This is a genomic window from Microbacterium sp. NPDC056052, assembly GCF_042266785.1.
Lineage (GTDB): Bacteria > Actinomycetota > Actinomycetes > Actinomycetales > Microbacteriaceae > Microbacterium.
The window spans coordinates 358641-375296 of sequence record NZ_JBHJWV010000002.1; the positions used below are offsets into that span (position 1 = coordinate 358641).

At 71.1% G+C, this 16656-nt stretch carries 16 protein-coding genes; 9 read left to right on the top strand and 7 right to left on the bottom strand.

Annotation, left to right across the window (positions count from 1 at the left end; all coding sequences use genetic code 11):
- Window positions 1–137 precede the first annotated feature (137 nt).
- Both ACFC1J_RS05690 and ACFC1J_RS05695 read left to right on the top strand, forming a co-directional pair.
- Window positions 138–920, top strand: coding sequence for a sugar phosphate isomerase/epimerase family protein (locus ACFC1J_RS05690; RefSeq protein WP_375903320.1), 783 nt, complete (start codon window positions 138–140; stop codon window positions 918–920).
- Entirely contained in the window at window positions 917–1975 is a 1059-nt protein-coding gene (locus ACFC1J_RS05695) for a LacI family DNA-binding transcriptional regulator (RefSeq protein WP_375903322.1), read from the top strand. The genes ACFC1J_RS05690 and ACFC1J_RS05695 overlap by 4 nt, the downstream gene beginning before the upstream one ends.
- A 278-nt stretch (window positions 1976–2253) precedes the next feature.
- On the opposite strand, the gene pgm is transcribed toward ACFC1J_RS05695, so the two are convergent.
- Window positions 2254–3897, bottom strand: coding sequence for a phosphoglucomutase (alpha-D-glucose-1,6-bisphosphate-dependent) (gene pgm, locus ACFC1J_RS05700; RefSeq protein ID WP_375903323.1), 1644 nt, complete (start codon window positions 3895–3897; stop codon window positions 2254–2256).
- A 218-nt stretch (window positions 3898–4115) separates the two neighbouring features.
- Here pgm and pheA point away from each other — a divergent pair, with 218 nt between their 5' ends.
- Window positions 4116–5078, top strand: a complete 963-nt coding sequence (pheA, locus tag ACFC1J_RS05705) for a prephenate dehydratase (RefSeq protein WP_375903647.1) — start codon at window positions 4116–4118, stop codon at window positions 5076–5078.
- 207 nt (window positions 5079–5285) lie between these two features.
- On the opposite strand, the gene ACFC1J_RS05710 is transcribed toward pheA, so the two are convergent.
- Both ACFC1J_RS05710 and ACFC1J_RS05715 read right to left on the bottom strand, forming a co-directional pair.
- Window positions 5286–5411, bottom strand: a complete 126-nt coding sequence (locus tag ACFC1J_RS05710; protein WP_375903325.1) for a hypothetical protein — start codon at window positions 5409–5411, stop codon at window positions 5286–5288.
- A 174-nt stretch (window positions 5412–5585) separates the two neighbouring features.
- On the bottom strand, window positions 5586–6629 hold the full coding sequence (locus ACFC1J_RS05715) for an LLM class flavin-dependent oxidoreductase (RefSeq protein ID WP_375903327.1): 1044 nt from the start codon (window positions 6627–6629) through the stop codon (window positions 5586–5588).
- A gap of 290 nt (window positions 6630–6919) precedes the next feature.
- Between ACFC1J_RS05715 and ACFC1J_RS05720 the strand changes: the two genes are divergently transcribed.
- From ACFC1J_RS05720 to ACFC1J_RS05735, 4 genes are all read left to right on the top strand, one after another.
- Complete coding sequence (locus ACFC1J_RS05720) at window positions 6920–7567, top strand: phosphoribosyltransferase (RefSeq protein ID WP_375903329.1); 648 nt, start codon at window positions 6920–6922, stop codon at window positions 7565–7567.
- A gap of 194 nt (window positions 7568–7761) precedes the next feature.
- Window positions 7762–9504, top strand: coding sequence for a cation:proton antiporter (locus ACFC1J_RS05725; RefSeq protein WP_375903331.1), 1743 nt, complete (start codon window positions 7762–7764; stop codon window positions 9502–9504).
- Between the two features lie 62 nt (window positions 9505–9566).
- Window positions 9567–9800: a hypothetical protein gene (locus ACFC1J_RS05730; protein ID WP_045270769.1), complete on the top strand. Its 234-nt coding sequence runs from the start codon at window positions 9567–9569 to the stop codon at window positions 9798–9800.
- Window positions 9800–10117: a type II toxin-antitoxin system PemK/MazF family toxin gene (locus tag ACFC1J_RS05735; protein WP_045270768.1), complete on the top strand. Its 318-nt coding sequence runs from the start codon at window positions 9800–9802 to the stop codon at window positions 10115–10117. The genes ACFC1J_RS05730 and ACFC1J_RS05735 overlap by 1 nt, the downstream gene beginning before the upstream one ends.
- A gap of 81 nt (window positions 10118–10198) precedes the next feature.
- Here ACFC1J_RS05735 and ACFC1J_RS05740 read toward each other — a convergent pair whose 3' ends face one another.
- From ACFC1J_RS05740 to ACFC1J_RS05750, 3 genes are all read right to left on the bottom strand, one after another.
- Window positions 10199–11692 carry a dicarboxylate/amino acid:cation symporter gene (locus ACFC1J_RS05740; RefSeq protein ID WP_375903333.1) on the bottom strand — a complete coding sequence of 498 codons (1494 nt, stop codon included), beginning with the start codon at window positions 11690–11692 and terminating at the stop codon, window positions 10199–10201.
- A 298-nt stretch (window positions 11693–11990) separates the two neighbouring features.
- Complete coding sequence (locus tag ACFC1J_RS05745) at window positions 11991–12611, bottom strand: glyoxalase (protein ID WP_375903335.1); 621 nt, start codon at window positions 12609–12611, stop codon at window positions 11991–11993.
- 9 nt (window positions 12612–12620) lie between these two features.
- A complete protein-coding gene (locus ACFC1J_RS05750; protein ID WP_375903337.1) occupies window positions 12621–12845 on the bottom strand; it encodes a hypothetical protein in 225 nt (74 codons plus the stop codon).
- 99 nt (window positions 12846–12944) lie between these two features.
- Here ACFC1J_RS05750 and ACFC1J_RS05755 point away from each other — a divergent pair, with 99 nt between their 5' ends.
- Window positions 12945–13535 (top strand): hypothetical protein, encoded by a 591-nt coding sequence (locus tag ACFC1J_RS05755; protein ID WP_375903339.1) that lies wholly within the window; start codon window positions 12945–12947, stop codon window positions 13533–13535.
- A 27-nt stretch (window positions 13536–13562) separates the two neighbouring features.
- On the opposite strand, the gene ACFC1J_RS05760 is transcribed toward ACFC1J_RS05755, so the two are convergent.
- Entirely contained in the window at window positions 13563–14828 is a 1266-nt protein-coding gene (locus ACFC1J_RS05760; RefSeq protein WP_375903341.1) for an LCP family protein, read from the bottom strand.
- 318 nt (window positions 14829–15146) lie between these two features.
- Between ACFC1J_RS05760 and ACFC1J_RS05765 the strand changes: the two genes are divergently transcribed.
- Window positions 15147–16652, top strand: a complete 1506-nt coding sequence (locus ACFC1J_RS05765; protein ID WP_375903343.1) for a DUF222 domain-containing protein — start codon at window positions 15147–15149, stop codon at window positions 16650–16652.
- Window positions 16653–16656 lie beyond the last annotated feature (4 nt).

Below are 16656 nucleotides of genomic sequence, written 5' to 3' on the forward strand. Positions count from 1 at the left end.
CGCCCCCTTCCCCTTGACCGCGAGACTCCAACTCCGCGACGAGACTGCATGCCGGAAGCGCAGTCTCGTCGCCCAGTTGGAGTCTCGCGGAAAGAAGATGCGGGGGAGGAGAGGGCGCCTCGTGAAAGGCTGATCGTATGACCATCCGAACCGGGCTGTGCTCCGTGACTTTCCGGCAGCGGGATCCGGCGGCGATCGCCGCTCTTGCGGTCGACGCGGGACTGCAGGCGATCGAGTGGGGCGGAGACGTGCACGTGCCCCCGGGCGATGCCGCGCGCGCCGCAGAGGTCGCCCGCCTCACCGCGGACGCGGGACTCGCGGTGTGCTCGTACGGCTCGTACTTCCGCGCGCGGGCGGGGGAGGACATCGTCCCGGTCCTGGACTCGGCCGAGGCGCTCGGCGCCGACCGGATCCGCGTGTGGGCGGGGAGTATCGGATCCGCGGACGCCACCGCCGCCGAGCACGCCGAGGTCGTCGACGCGCTCGCGGACGCGGCGGAGCAGGCGGGGCGCCGCGGGATCTCGCTCGCCCTGGAGTTCCACGGGCGCACACTCGCCGACGACGCCGAGCAGACGCTGCGGGTGCTGGCCGAGGTCGCCAGCCCGCACCTGTCCACGTACTGGCAGCCCACCGTCTCGGCTCCCGACGAGGTCGCCGTGGCCGAGTACGAACGCCTCGCCGACCGGGTCTCCGCCGTGCATGTGTTCTCCTGGTGGCCCGTGGCCGAGCGGCTCCCGCTCACCGCGCGGGATGGCCTGTGGACGGCGTTCGCCAGGGCGGCTGCCGTCGCGGCGAACCCCCCGCGCGACGCCCTGCTCGAATTCGTGCCGGGCGACGATCCCGCCGCGCTCGCCGCGGAAGCCGCGGCTCTGCGCGGGTACCTCGCCGAGGGAGCGGCGCGCACTAGGCTCGGGGCATGAATCCGGGAAGCCCTTCCCCGCGCGCCGCCTCCGCGGTCGGACACGCGGCGACGCTGCAGGACGTGGCACGGGAGGCCGGGGTCTCGCTGGCCACCGCCTCGCGTGTGCTCAACGGCTCGGAGCGCAAGGTCGCCGGACCCTTCCGCGAGCGCGTGGAGCGCGCCGCCGAGGCGCTCGGCTACACCCCGAACGTGTCGGCGCAGGCGACCGCCCGCGGTCATTCCCCGGTCATCGCGCTGCTCGTCGCCGACATCGCAGATCCCTACTTCGGTCAGATCGCCGCGGGCGTCGCGCGGGGCGCCGACGAGCAGGGTCTCGTCGTGACGATCTCGATCACCGAGCGGGACCCGGAGCGGGAGAACCGGATCCTGCGGGCACTGCGCGGCCAGCGTCCGCAGGGACTGATCCTCGCGGCGTCACGCGCGGACGATGCCGAGGGCGGATCCGCATCCGCCGAACTGGAGGCGTTCGAGCGCTACGGCGGGCGGGTCGTCGCCTTCGGGGACCTGCCGGGCGACGGGGACGCCGGCGGGCGCACCATCCTGATCGACAACGCCGGCGGCGCCGAGGAGCTCGGGCGCCGCATGGCGGCACTGGGCTATCGAGCCGCGATCGGCATCGGCGCCGCCGAAGGCGTGCGCACGTCGGACGACCGCCTGAACGGCTTCGCCCGGGGCTTCGCGTCGGGCGGCGGGGCGATGGACCGGATCCACCGGGGCGACTTCCGGCGCGAGTCGGGCGCCGAGGCGATGGCTGCGGCACTGGATGAGGGCGTCGAGCCCGGCACCCTGGTCTTCGGGATGAGCGATGTCGTCGCGCTGGGCGCGATGTCCGCGATCCGCGCCGCCGGCCGCGCGGTCGGGACGGACATCGCCGTGTGCGGCTTCGACGACGTCTCCGCGAGCGGCGACGTGACGCCCGCGCTCACCACCGTGCGCGTGCCCTTGAACGAAGCGGGCTATCAGGCGTTCCGCGCGGTCGTCGACGACGACTGGACCCAGGCCCCGCTCCCCGTCGAGGTGGTCGTGCGGGGGAGCACCCCGGGGCTCGCCTGACTACCGTGTCCCACTTTCGGCTCAGAATCGGGTGATTCCGCGCCGAAACTGGGACACGGTACGGCCGAAACCGGGACACGGACCGGGTGATCGGCCCCGGGGGCAGCCCGGACTACCTTGTCCCACTTTCGGCTCCGAAACCGGGCGGTTCTGCGCCGAAACTGGGACATGGTAGGGCCGAAACCGGGACACGGCTGCACCGAAACTGGGACATGGTAGGGCCAAAACCGGGACACGGTAGCGCCGAAACCGGGACACGGCAGGAGCCCCGAGCCGGATCAGCCCCCGAGCGCGGCGCTCACGACCGCCCTGGCCTCTTCCTGCACGCGGGCGAGGTGCTCGGGGCCGAGCAGCGACTCGGCGTAGAGCTTGTAGACGTCCTCCGTGCCGGACGGGCGCGCAGCGAACCAGGCGTGCTCGGTCTGCACCTTGAGCCCCCCGATCGCCGCGCCGTTTCCGGGCGCGTGCGAGAGCTTGGCCGTGATCGGCTCGCCGGCGAGCTCTGTCGCGGTGACCGATTCCGGCGACAGCCTGCCGAGCGTGGCCTTCTGCTCGGGCGTCGCGGGGGCGTCCACGCGCTGATACGCGGAGGCGCCGAACGCCTCCTCGAGCTCGCGATAGCGCTCCGACGGCGTCTTGCCGGTCACGGCGATGATCTCCGCGGCGAGCAGGCAGAGCAGGATGCCGTCCTTGTCGGTCGACCACACGGATCCGTCCCTGCGCAGGAACGACGCCCCGGCCGACTCCTCGCCTCCGAACGCGACGGATCCGTCGAGGAGCCCCGGCACGAACCACTTGAACCCGACGGGGACCTCGAGCAGACGCCGGCCGAGCGACTCCGCGACGCGGTCGATGATCATGGACGACACCAGCGTCTTGCCGATCGCGGCGTCGCGGCCCCAGCCCTCGCGGTGCGAGAACAGGTAGTCGATCGCGACCGCGAGGTAGTGGTTCGGGTTCATCAGGCCCGCATCCGGGGTCACGATGCCGTGCCGGTCGGCGTCGGCGTCGTTGCCCGTGAGCACGTCGTAGTCGCCCTTCTTCGCGACCAGCGACGCCATCGCGGAGGGGGAGGACGGATCCATCCGGATCTTCTCGTCCCAGTCCAGGGTCATGAAGCGCCAGGTCGGGTCGACCTCGGGGTTCACCACGGTGAGGTCGAGGCCGTGCATCTCGCCGATGAGGGCCCAGTACTCGACCGAGGCGCCGCCGAGCGGATCCGCCCCGATCCTGACGCCCGCGCGCTTGATCGCCTCGACGTCGATGATCGATGGCAGATCGCGGACGTAGCCGTCGCGGAAGTCGTAGGTGCCCAGGCTGTCCGCGTCGATGTCGGCGAAGCGGGTGCGCTTCACGCCCTCGAGCCCGGCCTCGATGAGCTCGTTCGCGCGGTTCGCGATCCAGCCCGTCGCGTCGGTGTCGGCGGGGCCGCCGTGCGGGGGGTTGTACTTGAAGCCGCCGTCGCGGGGCGGGTTGTGCGACGGGGTGACTACGATGCCGTCGGCGCGGCCGGGCTCGTCGTCGGAGCGGTCGCGGTTGTAGGTGAGGATCGCGTGGCTGAGCGCGGGCGTCGGCACCCAGGCGTCCCGGGAGTCGACGAGCACGTCGACGTCGTTCGCGACGAGCACCTCGATCGCGCTGCGCTCGGCCGGGCGGCTGAGCGCGTGCGTGTCGCGGCCGAGGAAGAGCGGGCCGGTGATGCCCTGCGCCGTGCGGTAGTCGACGATCGCCTGGGTCGTGGCGAGGATGTGCTGCTCGTTGAAGCTGCCGCTCAACGAAGACCCGCGATGTCCGCTCGTGCCGAACACGACTCTCTCCGTGGAGACCTTCGGATCCGGGATCCGGTCGTAGTAGGCGGCGATCAGCTCGTCGACGTCGATCAGGTCGCTTTCCTCCGCGGGGAGGCCGGCACGGCTCGTCATGCAGCTAGTCTGCCCCGGCGGGCCCCGGATCGCATCATCGTTTCGGCGCGCGGCGGCCGCCGGTGCACCGGGCGCCGACCTCGTTCGCCGGATCATGGGCACGAATGCACGATCCGCGCGGGTGCAGGACCGGATCCGGAATCCTCTCGTGCGCCCGTGACGGGATCGTGCCGTCGTTCGCGTCATCGACCGGTGGGGCGGCCGCGCCCCGGACTAGGCTGAACGCCGTGACCGATGCCGCCCCCGCCCGCCGTACCTACAGCTATCTCGGCCCCGCGGGGACGTTCACCGAAGCGGCTCTGGAGCAGGTGCCCGAGGCGCGCGGGCACGAGTGGCGTCCCGTGCACAACGTGGGCGAGGCGCTCGCGGACGTGCTCGAGGGGCGCAGCGATGCCGCGATGATCGCGATCGAGAACTCGGTCGAGGGCGGGGTCACCACGACCCTGGACGCGCTGGCGACGCTGCCCGGCCTGCGGATCGTCGGCGAGTACCTGGTGAAGGTCGACTTCGTGCTGGTCGCGGCGCCCGGCACCAGGATCGAGGACGTCACGGTCATCGCCGCGCACCCCGTCGCCTACGCCCAGTGCTACGGCTGGCTCGGCGAGCACATCCCGAAGCACCAGCACGTCCCCGCCGCGAGCAACGTGGCGTCGGCGCTGGGGATCCTGGACGGCACGCTGACGGCCGACGCCGCGATCGCGGCGCCCGGGATCGTGCAGCACCACGAGCTCGAGCTCCTCGCCGACGGCATCGGCGACAACGACAACGCCGTGACCCGGTTCGTGCTGGTCTCGCGCACTGTGGCGCCCGCCCCGCCGACCGGCGCCGACAAGACCTCGCTCATCGTGGAGCTGCCCGTGGACCACGCGGGCGCCCTGCTCGAACTGCTGGAGCAGTTCTCCACGCGCGGCATCAACCTGTCCCTGCTGCAGTCCCGCCCCATCGGCGACGAGCTGGGTCGGTACCGGTTCGTGCTCGACGCGGACGGTCACGTCCAGGACGAGCGGATGGCCGATGCGCTGCTCGGCATCCGCCGGTTCAGCCCGCGGGTCGTCTACCTCGGCTCGTATCCTCGTGCCGACCGGCGCATCGTGCAGTACCCCGAGCGGTACGCGGACGACGTGTTCGTCGAGGCGCGCGACTGGCTGCGCGGCCTCATCGCGGGCGAGCCCGAGGCGTAACCCCGGCCGGGCCGGTCGAGGCTGAGCCGGTCGCCGGGTCGAACCGGCTCCCACGGACGACGTCGAGGTCGCCGACCTTGGCCGGGTGTCGGGCGACGGGGACGATCAGGTCCGCCAGCCCTCTGCGGGCGTGGATCCGTTCGCCGAGGTGGAAGCCGTCCATCGGCAGCCACGTAACGGGCACGCTCCGGCTCTCGAGGGCCGCTTTCAGCGCCAGGGCGAGCGTCGTGTCTTGCCGGATCCTGGTTCGCCGACGACCCTCAGCACCACGCGATCGCCGCGCCGGGCGAGTGCCGCGGCGCGGTCGACGAGGGCGGGTTCGAGCTCGAGCACCCTCGCCCTCTACGGCGGGCGCGCCTTCTTCCGTGCGGGGCGCCGTGTTCCTGCGCGGGTCGCAGGTCTTCCGTTCAGGTCGCATTTTCTGCGGCAATCTGAGGGTCTTGGGGACGGAAACTGCGACCTGAACGTCAATCCGGGTGTTGGTTCCCCGCCGGCCAGCGCCGCGCGTCAGCCGGCGAGCAGCTCCAGCGTCTGGGTGCGACCGGGGGTGCGGTCGGGATCCTCGTCGGCGAAGGATCCGGCGACGGGGGAGACCATGATCTCCTCGACGCCGTGCTTCTCCGCGAAGGCGTCGAGCTGCCCGCGGACGGTCGCGCCATCGCCGACGAACCAGTTCGCGAGCGCGGCGGCGTGGATCTGCTCCTCCTGCGGGTCCGGGTTCGCGGCGAGGGCCGCGCGGGCCTGCTCCACCGTCTCCAGCGGGGTGAGCGGGCGGTTCAGCCGCAGCCGCGCCATCATCCGCAGCTGCGGGATCGCGCGGTCCGCCGCCTCCTCCGCGGTGGGCGCTGCGACGACGTTCGCAGTGAGGAAGGTGCGCGGCTCTGGGTGCGCCTCGGTCGGCCGGAAGCCCTCGCGGTAGAGCGAGAGGGCGCGGTCGAGGCCCTGGCCGGAGAAGTGGTTCGCGAACACGTACGGCAGGCCGAGCGAGGCCGCGAGCTGCGCGGAGTAGTCGCTGGATCCGAGCAGCCACACCTCGGGGGCGCCCGTCGCGGCGGGCGTGGAGCGCACCGCGTACTCGCCGCCCGAGGTGAACTGCACGGTGGCGCCGTCGGGCTGCAGCATGAGTGCGATGTCCTGCACGTGATCGGGGAAGCGCTCGACGTCGCCGGCGGTCCCTGCGGCGCGCAGCAGCTGGGTGATCACCGGATCGCTGCCCGGGGCGCGGCCGATGCCGAGGTCGATCCGGCCCGGCGCGATCGCTTCGAGCGCGGCGAACTGCTCCGCGACGATGAGCGGAGCGTGGTTCGGCAGCATGACCCCACCGGATCCGACGCGGATGCGCTGGGTGCGCGCGGCGGCCGCGGCGATCAGCACGGGCGGGGTGGTCGAGGCGACGGCCGGCATGTTGTGGTGCTCGGCGAACCAGTACCGCCGATAGCCGAGTTCGTCGGCGCGCGCGGCGAGGGCGAGCGACGACGACACCGCCTGAGCGCTGGTCTGCCCGGTGCGCACCGGGACGAGGTCGAGGACGGAGAGCGCGAGAGTAGACATCGTTTTCGACAACGCGGGGGATACGGGGCGCATTCCGGATCCGTCGCCTTCGGGGTCGTTGCGCGCCTTTCGCCGGGCACAGGAACCGGCCGCAGGCGACCGAGACGGCAGGTGGTGCCTTGGCGGAGCCGCACCGCGAGAGCGCCGCGTCTCGGCTCACTCCGGCTGCGCCGGTCTTCGCTCAACGACCCCGAGGGGAGGCGCGCCGACGACCCCGAGGGAGGCGCGCCGACGGTCCCGGGGGGAAGCGCGCCCTTGACCGCGCGTCCGCATCGGCGTAGTCCGGAAGCATGCACGGGTTCGCGGATCGCGCCGACGCCGGGCGGCGGCTCGCCGCGCTGCTGGAGGCGGATCCGCCTGCCGATGCGGTCGTGCTCGGTCTGCCCCGCGGCGGCGTTCCGGTGGCGGCGGAGGTGGCGCGAGCGCTCGGCGCGCCGCTCGATGTGCTCGTCGTGCGCAAGGTCGGGGTGCCGTGGCAGCCCGAGCTCGCGATGGGCGCCGTCGGCGAGGAGGACGCCGCGGTGCGCAATCCCGACGTCGTGCGCGCCGCCGGGGTCGACGCGCAGACCCTGCGTGGAGCCGAGCGCCGTGAACGCACCGAAGTGGAGCGCAGAGCGGGACTGTTCCGCGGCGGGCGTGCGCCAGAGCCGCTCGCCGGACGCACCGCGCTCATCGTCGACGACGGCATCGCCACAGGCGCCACGGTGCGAGCGGCCTGCGCGATCGCGCGCGCCAGGGGAGCGGCGCGGGTCGTCGTCGCCGTGCCGGTCGCGCCGCCGGAGGCGCTCGAGGAGCTGCGGGCCGGGCCGGATCCGGACGCCGACGAGGTCGTCTGCCTCGAAGCGCCGGAGGACTTCATGGCGGTGGGCATGCACTACGTCGACTTCCGGCAGACGCCCGACGAGGAGGTCGTGCGGATCCTGACGGCCGGGCGGTAGCGGATCCGGATCCCTCGACCGTGTCCCACTTCTGGTCGGTTCCGGGGCTCCGAGTCTGCCGGAAATGGGACACGGTCTGACCAGAAGTGGGACACGGTCTGGCCAGAAGTGGGGACACGGCCGGACCGGATCCGGATCGCCCTCGACAGTGATCGGAAAGCGGCGCGACAGCGGCGCCCCGCTAGCCTGACGGCATGGATCCCGAGATCTTCTACGTGCTGGTCGGATCGGTGGTCGTCGCGGCGTTCGCGCGCTGGAGGGGCTGGCCCGCGCCGCTGCTCGTGACGGTCGTCGCGCTCGCCGTGTCCTTCATCCCCGCCGTGCCCAACCTGCGCATCGACGGGCACGTGCTGCTGAACCTCGTGCTGCCGCCGCTGCTGTACTCCGCGTCGCTGGACGTCTCGTTTGTGAGCTTCCGTCGCAGCATGCCGCAGATCCGTCGGCTCGGCGTCGGCCTGGTCGTCGTGACCACGGCCGTGGTGGGGCTGATCGCGTGGCTCATCATGCCGTCCCTGACCCTGCCGGGGGCGCTGTTGCTCGGTGCGATCGTCGCACCGCCCGATGCCGTCTCCGCCGCGGCGATCGGCCGCAGGCTCGGACTGCCGCGCCGGGTGATGACGGTGCTGTCGGGGGAGAGCCTGATCAACGACGCGACCTCGCTGACGCTGTACCGCGTGTTCGCGGCGATCGTGGCCGGCGCGACGATCAGCCTGGGCGGCGGCGTCTGGCAATTCGTCGTGGCGGTCGTGGTCGGGGTCGCGATCGGCGTGGTCGCCGGCCTCGGCATGCATCAGCTGCGCATGAGGATCTCGGATCCGGTCGTCATCGGAACGTTCGGGCTGCTCGCGCCGTTCGGGGTGTACGCGATCACGGAGCACCTGGGCGGATCCGGAGTTCTCGGCGTCGTCGCGATGGGGCTGGTGGTCGGCTACAACGCGCCGCGCACGAGCTACTCCACGCGCATGCAGGAGGCGCCGATCTGGCTCTCGGCCGACTTCCTGCTGGAGGCGTTCGTCTTCGCGTACATCGGGCTGCAGCTGCCGCCGGTGATCGCCGAGCTGGGCGCGACCCAGGTCGCCGGCGTGCTGTGGCTGTCGGCCGCGGTGTTCGTGGCCGTGCTGCTCGTGCGACCGCTGTTCGTGTACCCGGCGTCGGCGTGGGGCGCGTTCTGGTCGAAGCTGCGGCTGCGCCAGTTCGAGCGCGCGCTGGAGTCGGGGCAGCTCGAGCAGCGGATGCAGGCGGTCGAGGAGAAACGGGCGCGGAGGGGCTGGTCGAGCCGCAGGCGACCCAGCGAGGAGCAGCTGCGCGAGCGCTTCCGCGAGTCGCAGCTGAGCTGGCGGGACAATGCGGTGATCTCCTGGGCCGGTATGCGCGGCGTGGTCACCCTGGCGACCGCGCTCGCCGCGGCGGACCTGGCCGGTCTCGACTCCGGCGCCGCGCACGCGATCGTCGTCGTTGCGTTCGTGGTGACGGTCGGCACCCTGCTGCTGCAGGGGCTCACGCTGCCGCTGCTGATCAACGGGCTCGGGGTCGCCGACGTGAGCGACGAGGACGACGAGGACCGGCGTCAGCTCGCCCAGGTCCGAGCCAGGACGCGCGAGGCGGGCAAGGTCTTCCTCGACGCCAAGCGCAAGGCCTGGGAGGCGGAGTACGGACCAGAGGCGCTCGCCGGCTTCGACCGCTTCGCGCAGCGGTTCACCCGCGTCGAGCGCGACACCGAGAAGGGCCAGCGCGAGGAGGACCGGATGCCGCGCCCCAGCCGCGACGAGCTCGTCGGGCTGTCCAAGGGCTGGTTGCAGGTGCGCCGCGACGTCCTCATCGCCGAGCGCGACGCGGGCGAGCTCAACGAGGAGGTCATGCGCGAGCTCATCACCGCGATGGACGCCGAGGAGCTCGCCCTCGACACCCGCCTGGCCAGCCCGACGGCGGAGCGCTGAGGCCGGATACTCACCCTCAGGAATGCATCCCACTTCGGGATTCACAGGGGTATGATGACGGCATGAGCACCCAGATCGCTGTGCGCCTGCCGGATCCTGTCGTGGAGTTCCTCGATCGGGAGGTCTCCGCCGGGCGGGCGAGCAGCCGCGCCGCGGTCGTGGCATCCGCACTCGAACGCGAGATGCGTCGGCTCCTCGCCGAGCGCGATGTCGAGATCCTGCGGCGGGAGGGGGCGGCGGACGACCTCGATGGACTCGTCGACTGGACGGCCGGACGCGCGGAGCTCGACGACTGATGCGCGAGATCTGCCTCGCGCGGCTCGACAAGACCCGTCCCGTGCTGGTGCTGACGCGCGAGGTGGCGCGGGCGGCGATGACCAAGGTCACGGTCGCACCCATCACCACGACCGTGAAGGGGCTCAGCAGCGAGGTGCTCCTCGGGGCGCAGAACGGGCTTGACCACGCCTGTGCGGCATCGATCGACAACCTCGTGACGATCCCGAGCGCGAGCCTCGGACGCACGATCGGGTTCCTCTCCGAAGAGCAGGAGCGCCGGCTGGCTCATGCGATCGTGCTCGCCTTCGATCTCGAACTGCCGTTGATGGAGTCGTGAATCGCGTAAAAACGAAGGCCGCACGGCAAAGGCCCTCGGATCCGAAAGGGGATCCGAGGGCCTTCTCATGCACGTGGCAGATCAGCGCACCGAAGCGGTCTCCTCAGCGTCAGCGGATCCTGCCGCCGCAGCGGCGTCCTCCGGCGAGCCGGCGTCCGCGGCCTCGTCGGCGGCGGACTCGGCGGATTCCGGGGCCTCGTCGTCGATGTCCTCGGCGAACGGCAGGCCGTTGCGCGGCGCGTTGTAGAGGTCGAGGTCGAGAATGCCCTCGCGCTTGGCGACGATCGTCGGGACGAGCGCCTGGCCGGCGACGTTCACCGCGGTGCGGCCCATGTCGAGGATCGGGTCGATCGCGAGCAGCAGGCCGACGCCCTCGAGCGGCAGGCCCAGGGTCGACAGCGTGAGCGTGAGCATCACGATCGCGCCGGTGGTGCCGGCGGTCGCGGCGGATCCGACCACCGAGACGATCACGATCAGGATGTACTGCATGATGTTCAGGTCGATGTGGAAGAACTGGGCGACGAAGATCGCGGCGAGAGCCGGGTAGATCGCGGCGCAGCCGTCCATCTTCGTGGTGGCGCCGAGCGGCACGGCGAACGACGCGTAACCGCGAGGCACGCCGAGGTTGCGCTCGGTCACGCGCTCGGTGAGCGGGAGCGTGCCGATCGAGCTGCGGCTCACGAAGCCCAGCTGCACGGCGGGCCACACGCCCGTGAAGTACTGCTTGACCGAGAGGCCGTGCGTCTTCACCAGGATCGGGTAGACCACGAACAGCACGAGCGCGAGGCCGATGTAGATCGCGCCGGCGAACCAGGCGAGCGAGGTCAGCTTGTCCCAGCCGTAGTTGATGACGGCCGATCCGATGAGACCGAAGGTGCCGAGTGGGGCGATGCGGATGATCCACCACAGCACGCGCTGGATGACCTTGAGCAGGGACTCCGTGAAGACGAGGAACGGCTCGGCCTTGCGACCCGCCTTGAGCGCGGCGATGCCGACGACCGCCGCGACGACGATGACCTGGAGGATGTTGAAGTTCACGCCGGAGACGAACGTTCCGTCTGTGGGTCCCGCGGTCGTGTTGACGGCGAGGCCGAGGAAGTTCTGCGGGATCAGGCCGAGGAGGAAGTTCCACCAGGTGCCCTGGGTCGCGACGGCGCCCTTCTCCAGACCGGTGCCGGCGTGCGCGCCGGGCTGGATCGTGATTCCGAGCACGATGCCGATCGAGACCGCGATGAACGCGGTGATCGCGAACCAGAGGATGGTCTGGCCGGCGAGGCGGGCGGCGTTCTGCACCCGGCGCAGGTTGGAGATGCTCGCGACGATCGCGGTGAAGATGAGGGGCACCACGGCCGCGCGCAGCAGCGTGACGTACGAGCCGCCGATCTTGTCGAGCGTGTCGGACAGCACGGTGTGGGTGTCGTGCGTCGCTCCCAGCTGGCGCCCGATGAGGCCCGCCGCGATGCCGAGCACGAGCGCGGCGAGGATCTGGAAGCCGAACGAGGTCAGCAGCTTGCGGACGGGACCGCGCGTATCCGGCGCCTTCGGGCGTCGTGCGGTCGGAGTAGAGGTGCTCATGGAGACTCCAAGTCGGAGCGCGGGGATGCGCGGGAGACGGGGCGGCGCGTGGACGGCGCCGGATGTCTGCAACGCTATGCGTCTGCTGATATTCCGGACCCGGGTGTGACGAACGATGACACGCCCCACCACCCCCCCGGGGGGCCGTTGAGCGAGCGCAGCGAGACGAAACGCGGCGCGCTCACGCACCCCTGGTCGTTGAGCGAGCGGAGCGAGACGAAACGCCGCGTCCTCGCGGACTCACCCGGATCCCGGCACCCCTCCCGCGCTCACCCGGATCCCGGCGCCCCTCCCGCGCTCACCCTGCGCTGACGGTGCTCTCCGCGGTGAGCCACGCGTAGCCGTCGGGGTCGGTGAAGGTCCCGTCCGCGACGACCGCGAGGCGGTGCGCCCCGCTGCCGCTCGGATCGATGCCGACCTGCTTGGCGAGGGAGGAACGTTTGTAGAGGGCGAGCTTCACGTCGCCGGAGTCGAACTCCACGTAGGAGGGGAAGCTCTTCGCGACGGCCAGGCCCTGGTCCTGGTAGAAGCGCTTGCTGGCCTTGACGTTGTCGACGCCGAGCAGCAGGACGAACCGCTCGACCTCTCCCGTGGCGGGTGCGGTGGCGGTCTTGTTCGCGCTCGCGATCTGCCATGCCGTGCCGTCGGGCGCCAGGAACGAGCCGCCGTAACCCCAGAGGCTCTTCGCGACAGGCTTGATGACCGTCGCGCCGGCGGCCAGCGCCCGCTCGCCAGCCGCGTCGACATCGCCCGGCTGGACGAAGATCAGCGACGGCGCGAAGCCGCGGAAGCCGGTGCTCGGTGCGGAGGTGGCGCGTACGCCGACGCGGTCCGCGAGGCCGAGGGCGTCCCGGTAGAAGGTCTCGGCCGCCGGCACGGCGTCGGAGGCGGTCTCGATGGTGATGCGGTGAATGTTCATGCCTCGAGGCTAGGAACGCGGGCGCGGCGGGGCTTCTCGATTCCTGCTCGATGCGTGAGCACAGGGCGAGGGCGAGGGATCGGGCGCGGTCTTCGGCTCGGCCGTGGACACCGCGCTCGCGCTCGGATGCTCAAGACCGCCGAGCGCGGCGAAGGCGGGGTAGGCGAGCACGACCAGGCCCTCGACGACGGCAGCGGCCGCGACACCGGTGGCGACCTTGGCTGCGCGGCTCACGAGGATCACCGTAGTGCGGCCGGGCGTGTCGACGCCATAGGATGCTGCGTGCGTCGGCTCCCCACCGGCTGCAGCCCGCCGTCGCAGTGAAAGACAACGATGACCGACGCCCCCGCACACCCTTCCCGCGGCATGCTCTCCCGGCGCACGGTGCTCCGTGCCGCGGCGTGGAGCACGCCCGTCGTCATGGCGGCGGTCGCGGTTCCGTTCAGCGCGGCGAGCGTCGCCGCGATCGATGCCGCCGGCGTCGCGCTCACGTTCACGGGACCCCAGTGGAGTTCGGAGTTCCGTCTCAGCGGCGTGCTCCAGCTGTCTCAGACGGCGCCGACGGCGACGACCGTGTCGGCGACCGTCACATGGCAGGGCACGGGATCCAACGCCGCGGCCCAGGGCCTCTACCTCTACAAGGGCAACATCCCTGGCGGAGACGCCGGCATCGTGGGCTGGACCACGGTGACGGGCGCGCCCGACGACCAGCTCCACCAGATGTTCGTGTTCGAGACGATCGTCCCTGCCGGCTCGTCACAGGCGCCGGTCGTCTCCAGCTATGACGGATCCACGGCGAACGGCTTCATGTACGGCGCGGAGACGCCGAACAACGGGTCCGCGTTCTGGGACGGCGTGATCACGATCCGCTTCTCGGCGCCGGGGTTCGCGGACGCGGTGCTGACCGTGCCCTACGTCCAGTAAGACCGGCGTTCACCACCCGCAGCGCGGTCAGTTCACGCAGGGCACGTTGCCCGACTGCAGAGGCGACGACGAGTCCGTGTAGACCGGGTGCGGCGCCGGGGTGGAACCGGATCCCGAGGCGCCGGTGGATCCCGAGGACCCGGAGGAATCGGATCCGGAGGACGACGCGGGAGACGACGACGGTGCGGCGGTCGGTGTCGGCGGGTTCAGCAGGTCGTGCACCTGCGCCCGGATCGCGTCGACGTCGACGATGTTCACGCTCTGCCCGTCGATCGTGTCGAAGTGGTCGATCGGCAGCGTCACGAACGAGATGTTCCCGCCGGCCAAGCTTTGCGCCTGCTGGGCGAACGACAGCAGATCCAGCTTGTCGTCCATCGCCACGTCCTTCTTCGCGACGTCGATCAGCTTCTGCAGCTTGCCGAAGTCGGTGAAGGTCGACGCCTGCTTGAGCTTCACGGCCAGCGACACCATGAACGCCTGCTGGCGCCGGGTGCGGTCGAGGTCTGTCATATCGAAGTCGCTCGAGGTGGTGTCGCGACGCTGCCGCACGAACGCCATTGACTGCGCGGCGTTCAGCTCCTGCACCCCGGCGGGGAAATCGGCACCTGAGAAGGTGTCGGCCGTCGCGTGGTTCAGGCACACCGTGATCGGCTGCACGGCCTGCGCCACCTCGTAGAACGCGGCCATCGTCACCTCGACGAAGTGATCGATCCGCACCCCGCCGAGGAACGCCGACACCGTCTTGATCGTGCTCTGCCGCGCCGCCGTGCGGGACTGCTGATACGCATCCGCCTCGGCGACGCTCTTGTCCGCGAGCTTCTTCATCGAGGCGTCCATGGCATCGCCGTAGGCCTCCTTGATCTTGCCCTTGTCCACGCCGTCGGGGGAGTCGGGGAAGTCCACGTAGTCGTCGCGCGGGATCGAGATCCCCACGGCCTTGCCGCCGTTCGCGGGGATGTGGATCAGCATGAGCACGTTGGTGTTGTAGCCGCCGACCGACGCGTCCTCTGCGTGGATCTGGTCGTAGATCGCCTGCGGGAACGGCTTGCCGTTCTCGTCCACGCGGCTGTCCAGCCCCATGATCAGGATGTTCGACTCGCCCGTGTTCTGCTCCGGACCGGTCAGCCCGCCGATCGGGGAGCGGTGGATCCCGTTGTTCGCGTCCGCGTACGTGATCGCGACGAACGCGGCGGCCGCGATCAGGGCGAGCACGACCACGGCGATGATGCCCACGGTCCACCGGCGTCGACGGTACATGCGGCGCCGGGCGGCGTGCTGGGGGCTCATCGTCATCGTGCGGATCCGTTCCTGGGGGGCTTGGCTGTGGACGGGTCGGTGGGCTGGGGCCGCGTTTCGGGCTCGCTCCGGGGATGCGGGTGTTCGGGGAAGGGGCTGCTCGACGCTGTGCGGAAGGCCCTCGTCGAGGGCCTTGTCGATCCTCCGTCGGGCACCTGTGTGGACTCCGGGAAAGGCGTGGGGAAGGACCCGACGCGGGGTGCCGTCGGACGGCCGATCGTCCTCCACAGTTTGGTCTTCGATTGAGTCATCCCGGTTTGGATATCTGGGTTGATCTGGGGTTCGAATGTCGGTGGTGGCGGGGAGGATGGGGGTATGAGGACGTTGGATGCGATCGCGGCGCTGATCCCGACCCTGGCCGGGCGGATCGGGGCGGGTGCGGGCGCGTCGGAGGTGCAGGCGGTTGTGGAGGGGCTCGCGGATGACGCGGCGGTGGCCGCGCTCGAGGAGATCTCCGAGCATGTTCGGCTGCTGGATCAGTTGCGGTTGATCGTCACGGGTGTGATCGCGGGCCGTTCGACACGCGAGGCCGGTCATGGCGGGCTGGCGCAGTCCCGCGGGTATCCCTCAACGGTGTCCTTGGTGCAGCAGCTCACCGGGGTCACGAAGACGGAGGCTGCCCGGCAGGTGCGAGTGGGCGAAGCACTGCTCGACGACGGCGCCGCCGTGGGCGGTGTCGAAGCTGAGTTGCCTGACCGCACGCCGGATGACGCCGCGCCGGATGCGCTCACCACGCGGGACTGGAGGCAGGTGTTGCGGGAAGGGTTGCGGTCAGGGGCGGTGACGTCGGCGCAGTTCGACGCGATCCGCCGCGGACTCGGTGACCCACCACCCGCACCAGACGGTTGCCCTGACGCCGACCGTGCCGCCCACGACCAGGCCACCCGCGACGCGTGGGCGCACGCCGCCGAGCAGCTCATCGACGAAGCCGGGCGGCGGACCGTGGAAGAACTGGCCGCTGCGGCCCGGACCGTGCGTGATCTGCTCGACCCCGACGGCGCCGAAGCCCGGTTCCTCGCCCGGTATGAGAAGCGGGCGTTCCGGACCTGGTTCGACCAGGACGGTGTCCGGCGGGCGTCGATCGCGTTCGACGACGAAGGCGGCGCCTACCTCGACACCATCTTCAACGCCGCGTTGCGGCCCCGCCGTGGCGGGCCACGGTTCGTCGACACCACCGAGAAGGCGTCCGCGGCCGACCTGTCCGCGGATCCACGCACCAACGACCAACTCTCCTACGACCTGCTCCTCGACCTCATCCGCGCCGGAGCGCTCGCCGACCCGGCCGCAGTGTTCGGCACCCGGCAGGCCGGACTCCGGCTCGTCCAGGTCACAGGCGACGGCGCACCCGCCCGGGTGGCGGTCACCGAAGACGGGCTCACCGCCCTCCCCGCCACGGTCGCCGAACGACGGGTCTGCGACACCGGGACCCTCCCCGTCACCGTGGATGCGAGTGGGAACCCGCTCGACGTGGGACGGGAATCACGGCTGTTCACCCCGACACAACGCGTCGGGCTCGCTGTCAGAGACGGCGGATGCCGGTGGACCGGGTGCGACCGGCCCGCGTCCTACTGCGAAGCCCACCACATCGACGAATGGGCCCGAGACGACGGCCACACGAACATCGACCGCGGCATCCTGCTCTGCCGCTTCCACCACATGCAACTCCACCACGGCCGATGGCACATCACCCGCCACGGGAAACACGACTTCATCCTGCACCACCCGAGCGGGGAACAGAACGTGCTGCACCCGAGGCTCCCCCTTAAATACGCATGGGGCGACATCGACCCACCACCCAAACGATTCCACCCCGCAGCCTGAAGTC

Excerpts from the sequence above, each read along its gene's own strand:
- ACFC1J_RS05690 (WP_375903320.1), top strand. The coding sequence starts at position 138 with ATGACCATCCGAACCGGGCTGTGCTCCGTGACTTTCCGGCAGCGGGAT.
- ACFC1J_RS05695 (WP_375903322.1), top strand. The coding sequence starts at position 917 with ATGAATCCGGGAAGCCCTTCCCCGCGCGCCGCCTCCGCGGTCGGACAC.
- pgm (WP_375903323.1), bottom strand. The coding sequence starts at position 3,897 with ATGACGAGCCGTGCCGGCCTCCCCGCGGAGGAAAGCGACCTGATCGAC.
- ACFC1J_RS05715 (WP_375903327.1), bottom strand. The coding sequence starts at position 6,629 with ATGTCTACTCTCGCGCTCTCCGTCCTCGACCTCGTCCCGGTGCGCACC.
- ACFC1J_RS05720 (WP_375903329.1), top strand. The coding sequence starts at position 6,920 with ATGCACGGGTTCGCGGATCGCGCCGACGCCGGGCGGCGGCTCGCCGCG.
- ACFC1J_RS05725 (WP_375903331.1), top strand. The coding sequence starts at position 7,762 with ATGGATCCCGAGATCTTCTACGTGCTGGTCGGATCGGTGGTCGTCGCG.
- ACFC1J_RS05730 (WP_045270769.1), top strand. The coding sequence starts at position 9,567 with ATGAGCACCCAGATCGCTGTGCGCCTGCCGGATCCTGTCGTGGAGTTC.
- ACFC1J_RS05735 (WP_045270768.1), top strand. The coding sequence starts at position 9,800 with ATGCGCGAGATCTGCCTCGCGCGGCTCGACAAGACCCGTCCCGTGCTG.
- ACFC1J_RS05740 (WP_375903333.1), bottom strand. The coding sequence starts at position 11,692 with ATGAGCACCTCTACTCCGACCGCACGACGCCCGAAGGCGCCGGATACG.
- ACFC1J_RS05745 (WP_375903335.1), bottom strand. The coding sequence starts at position 12,611 with ATGAACATTCACCGCATCACCATCGAGACCGCCTCCGACGCCGTGCCG.
- ACFC1J_RS05755 (WP_375903339.1), top strand. The coding sequence starts at position 12,945 with ATGACCGACGCCCCCGCACACCCTTCCCGCGGCATGCTCTCCCGGCGC.
- ACFC1J_RS05760 (WP_375903341.1), bottom strand. The coding sequence starts at position 14,828 with ATGACGATGAGCCCCCAGCACGCCGCCCGGCGCCGCATGTACCGTCGA.
- ACFC1J_RS05765 (WP_375903343.1), top strand. The coding sequence starts at position 15,147 with ATGAGGACGTTGGATGCGATCGCGGCGCTGATCCCGACCCTGGCCGGG.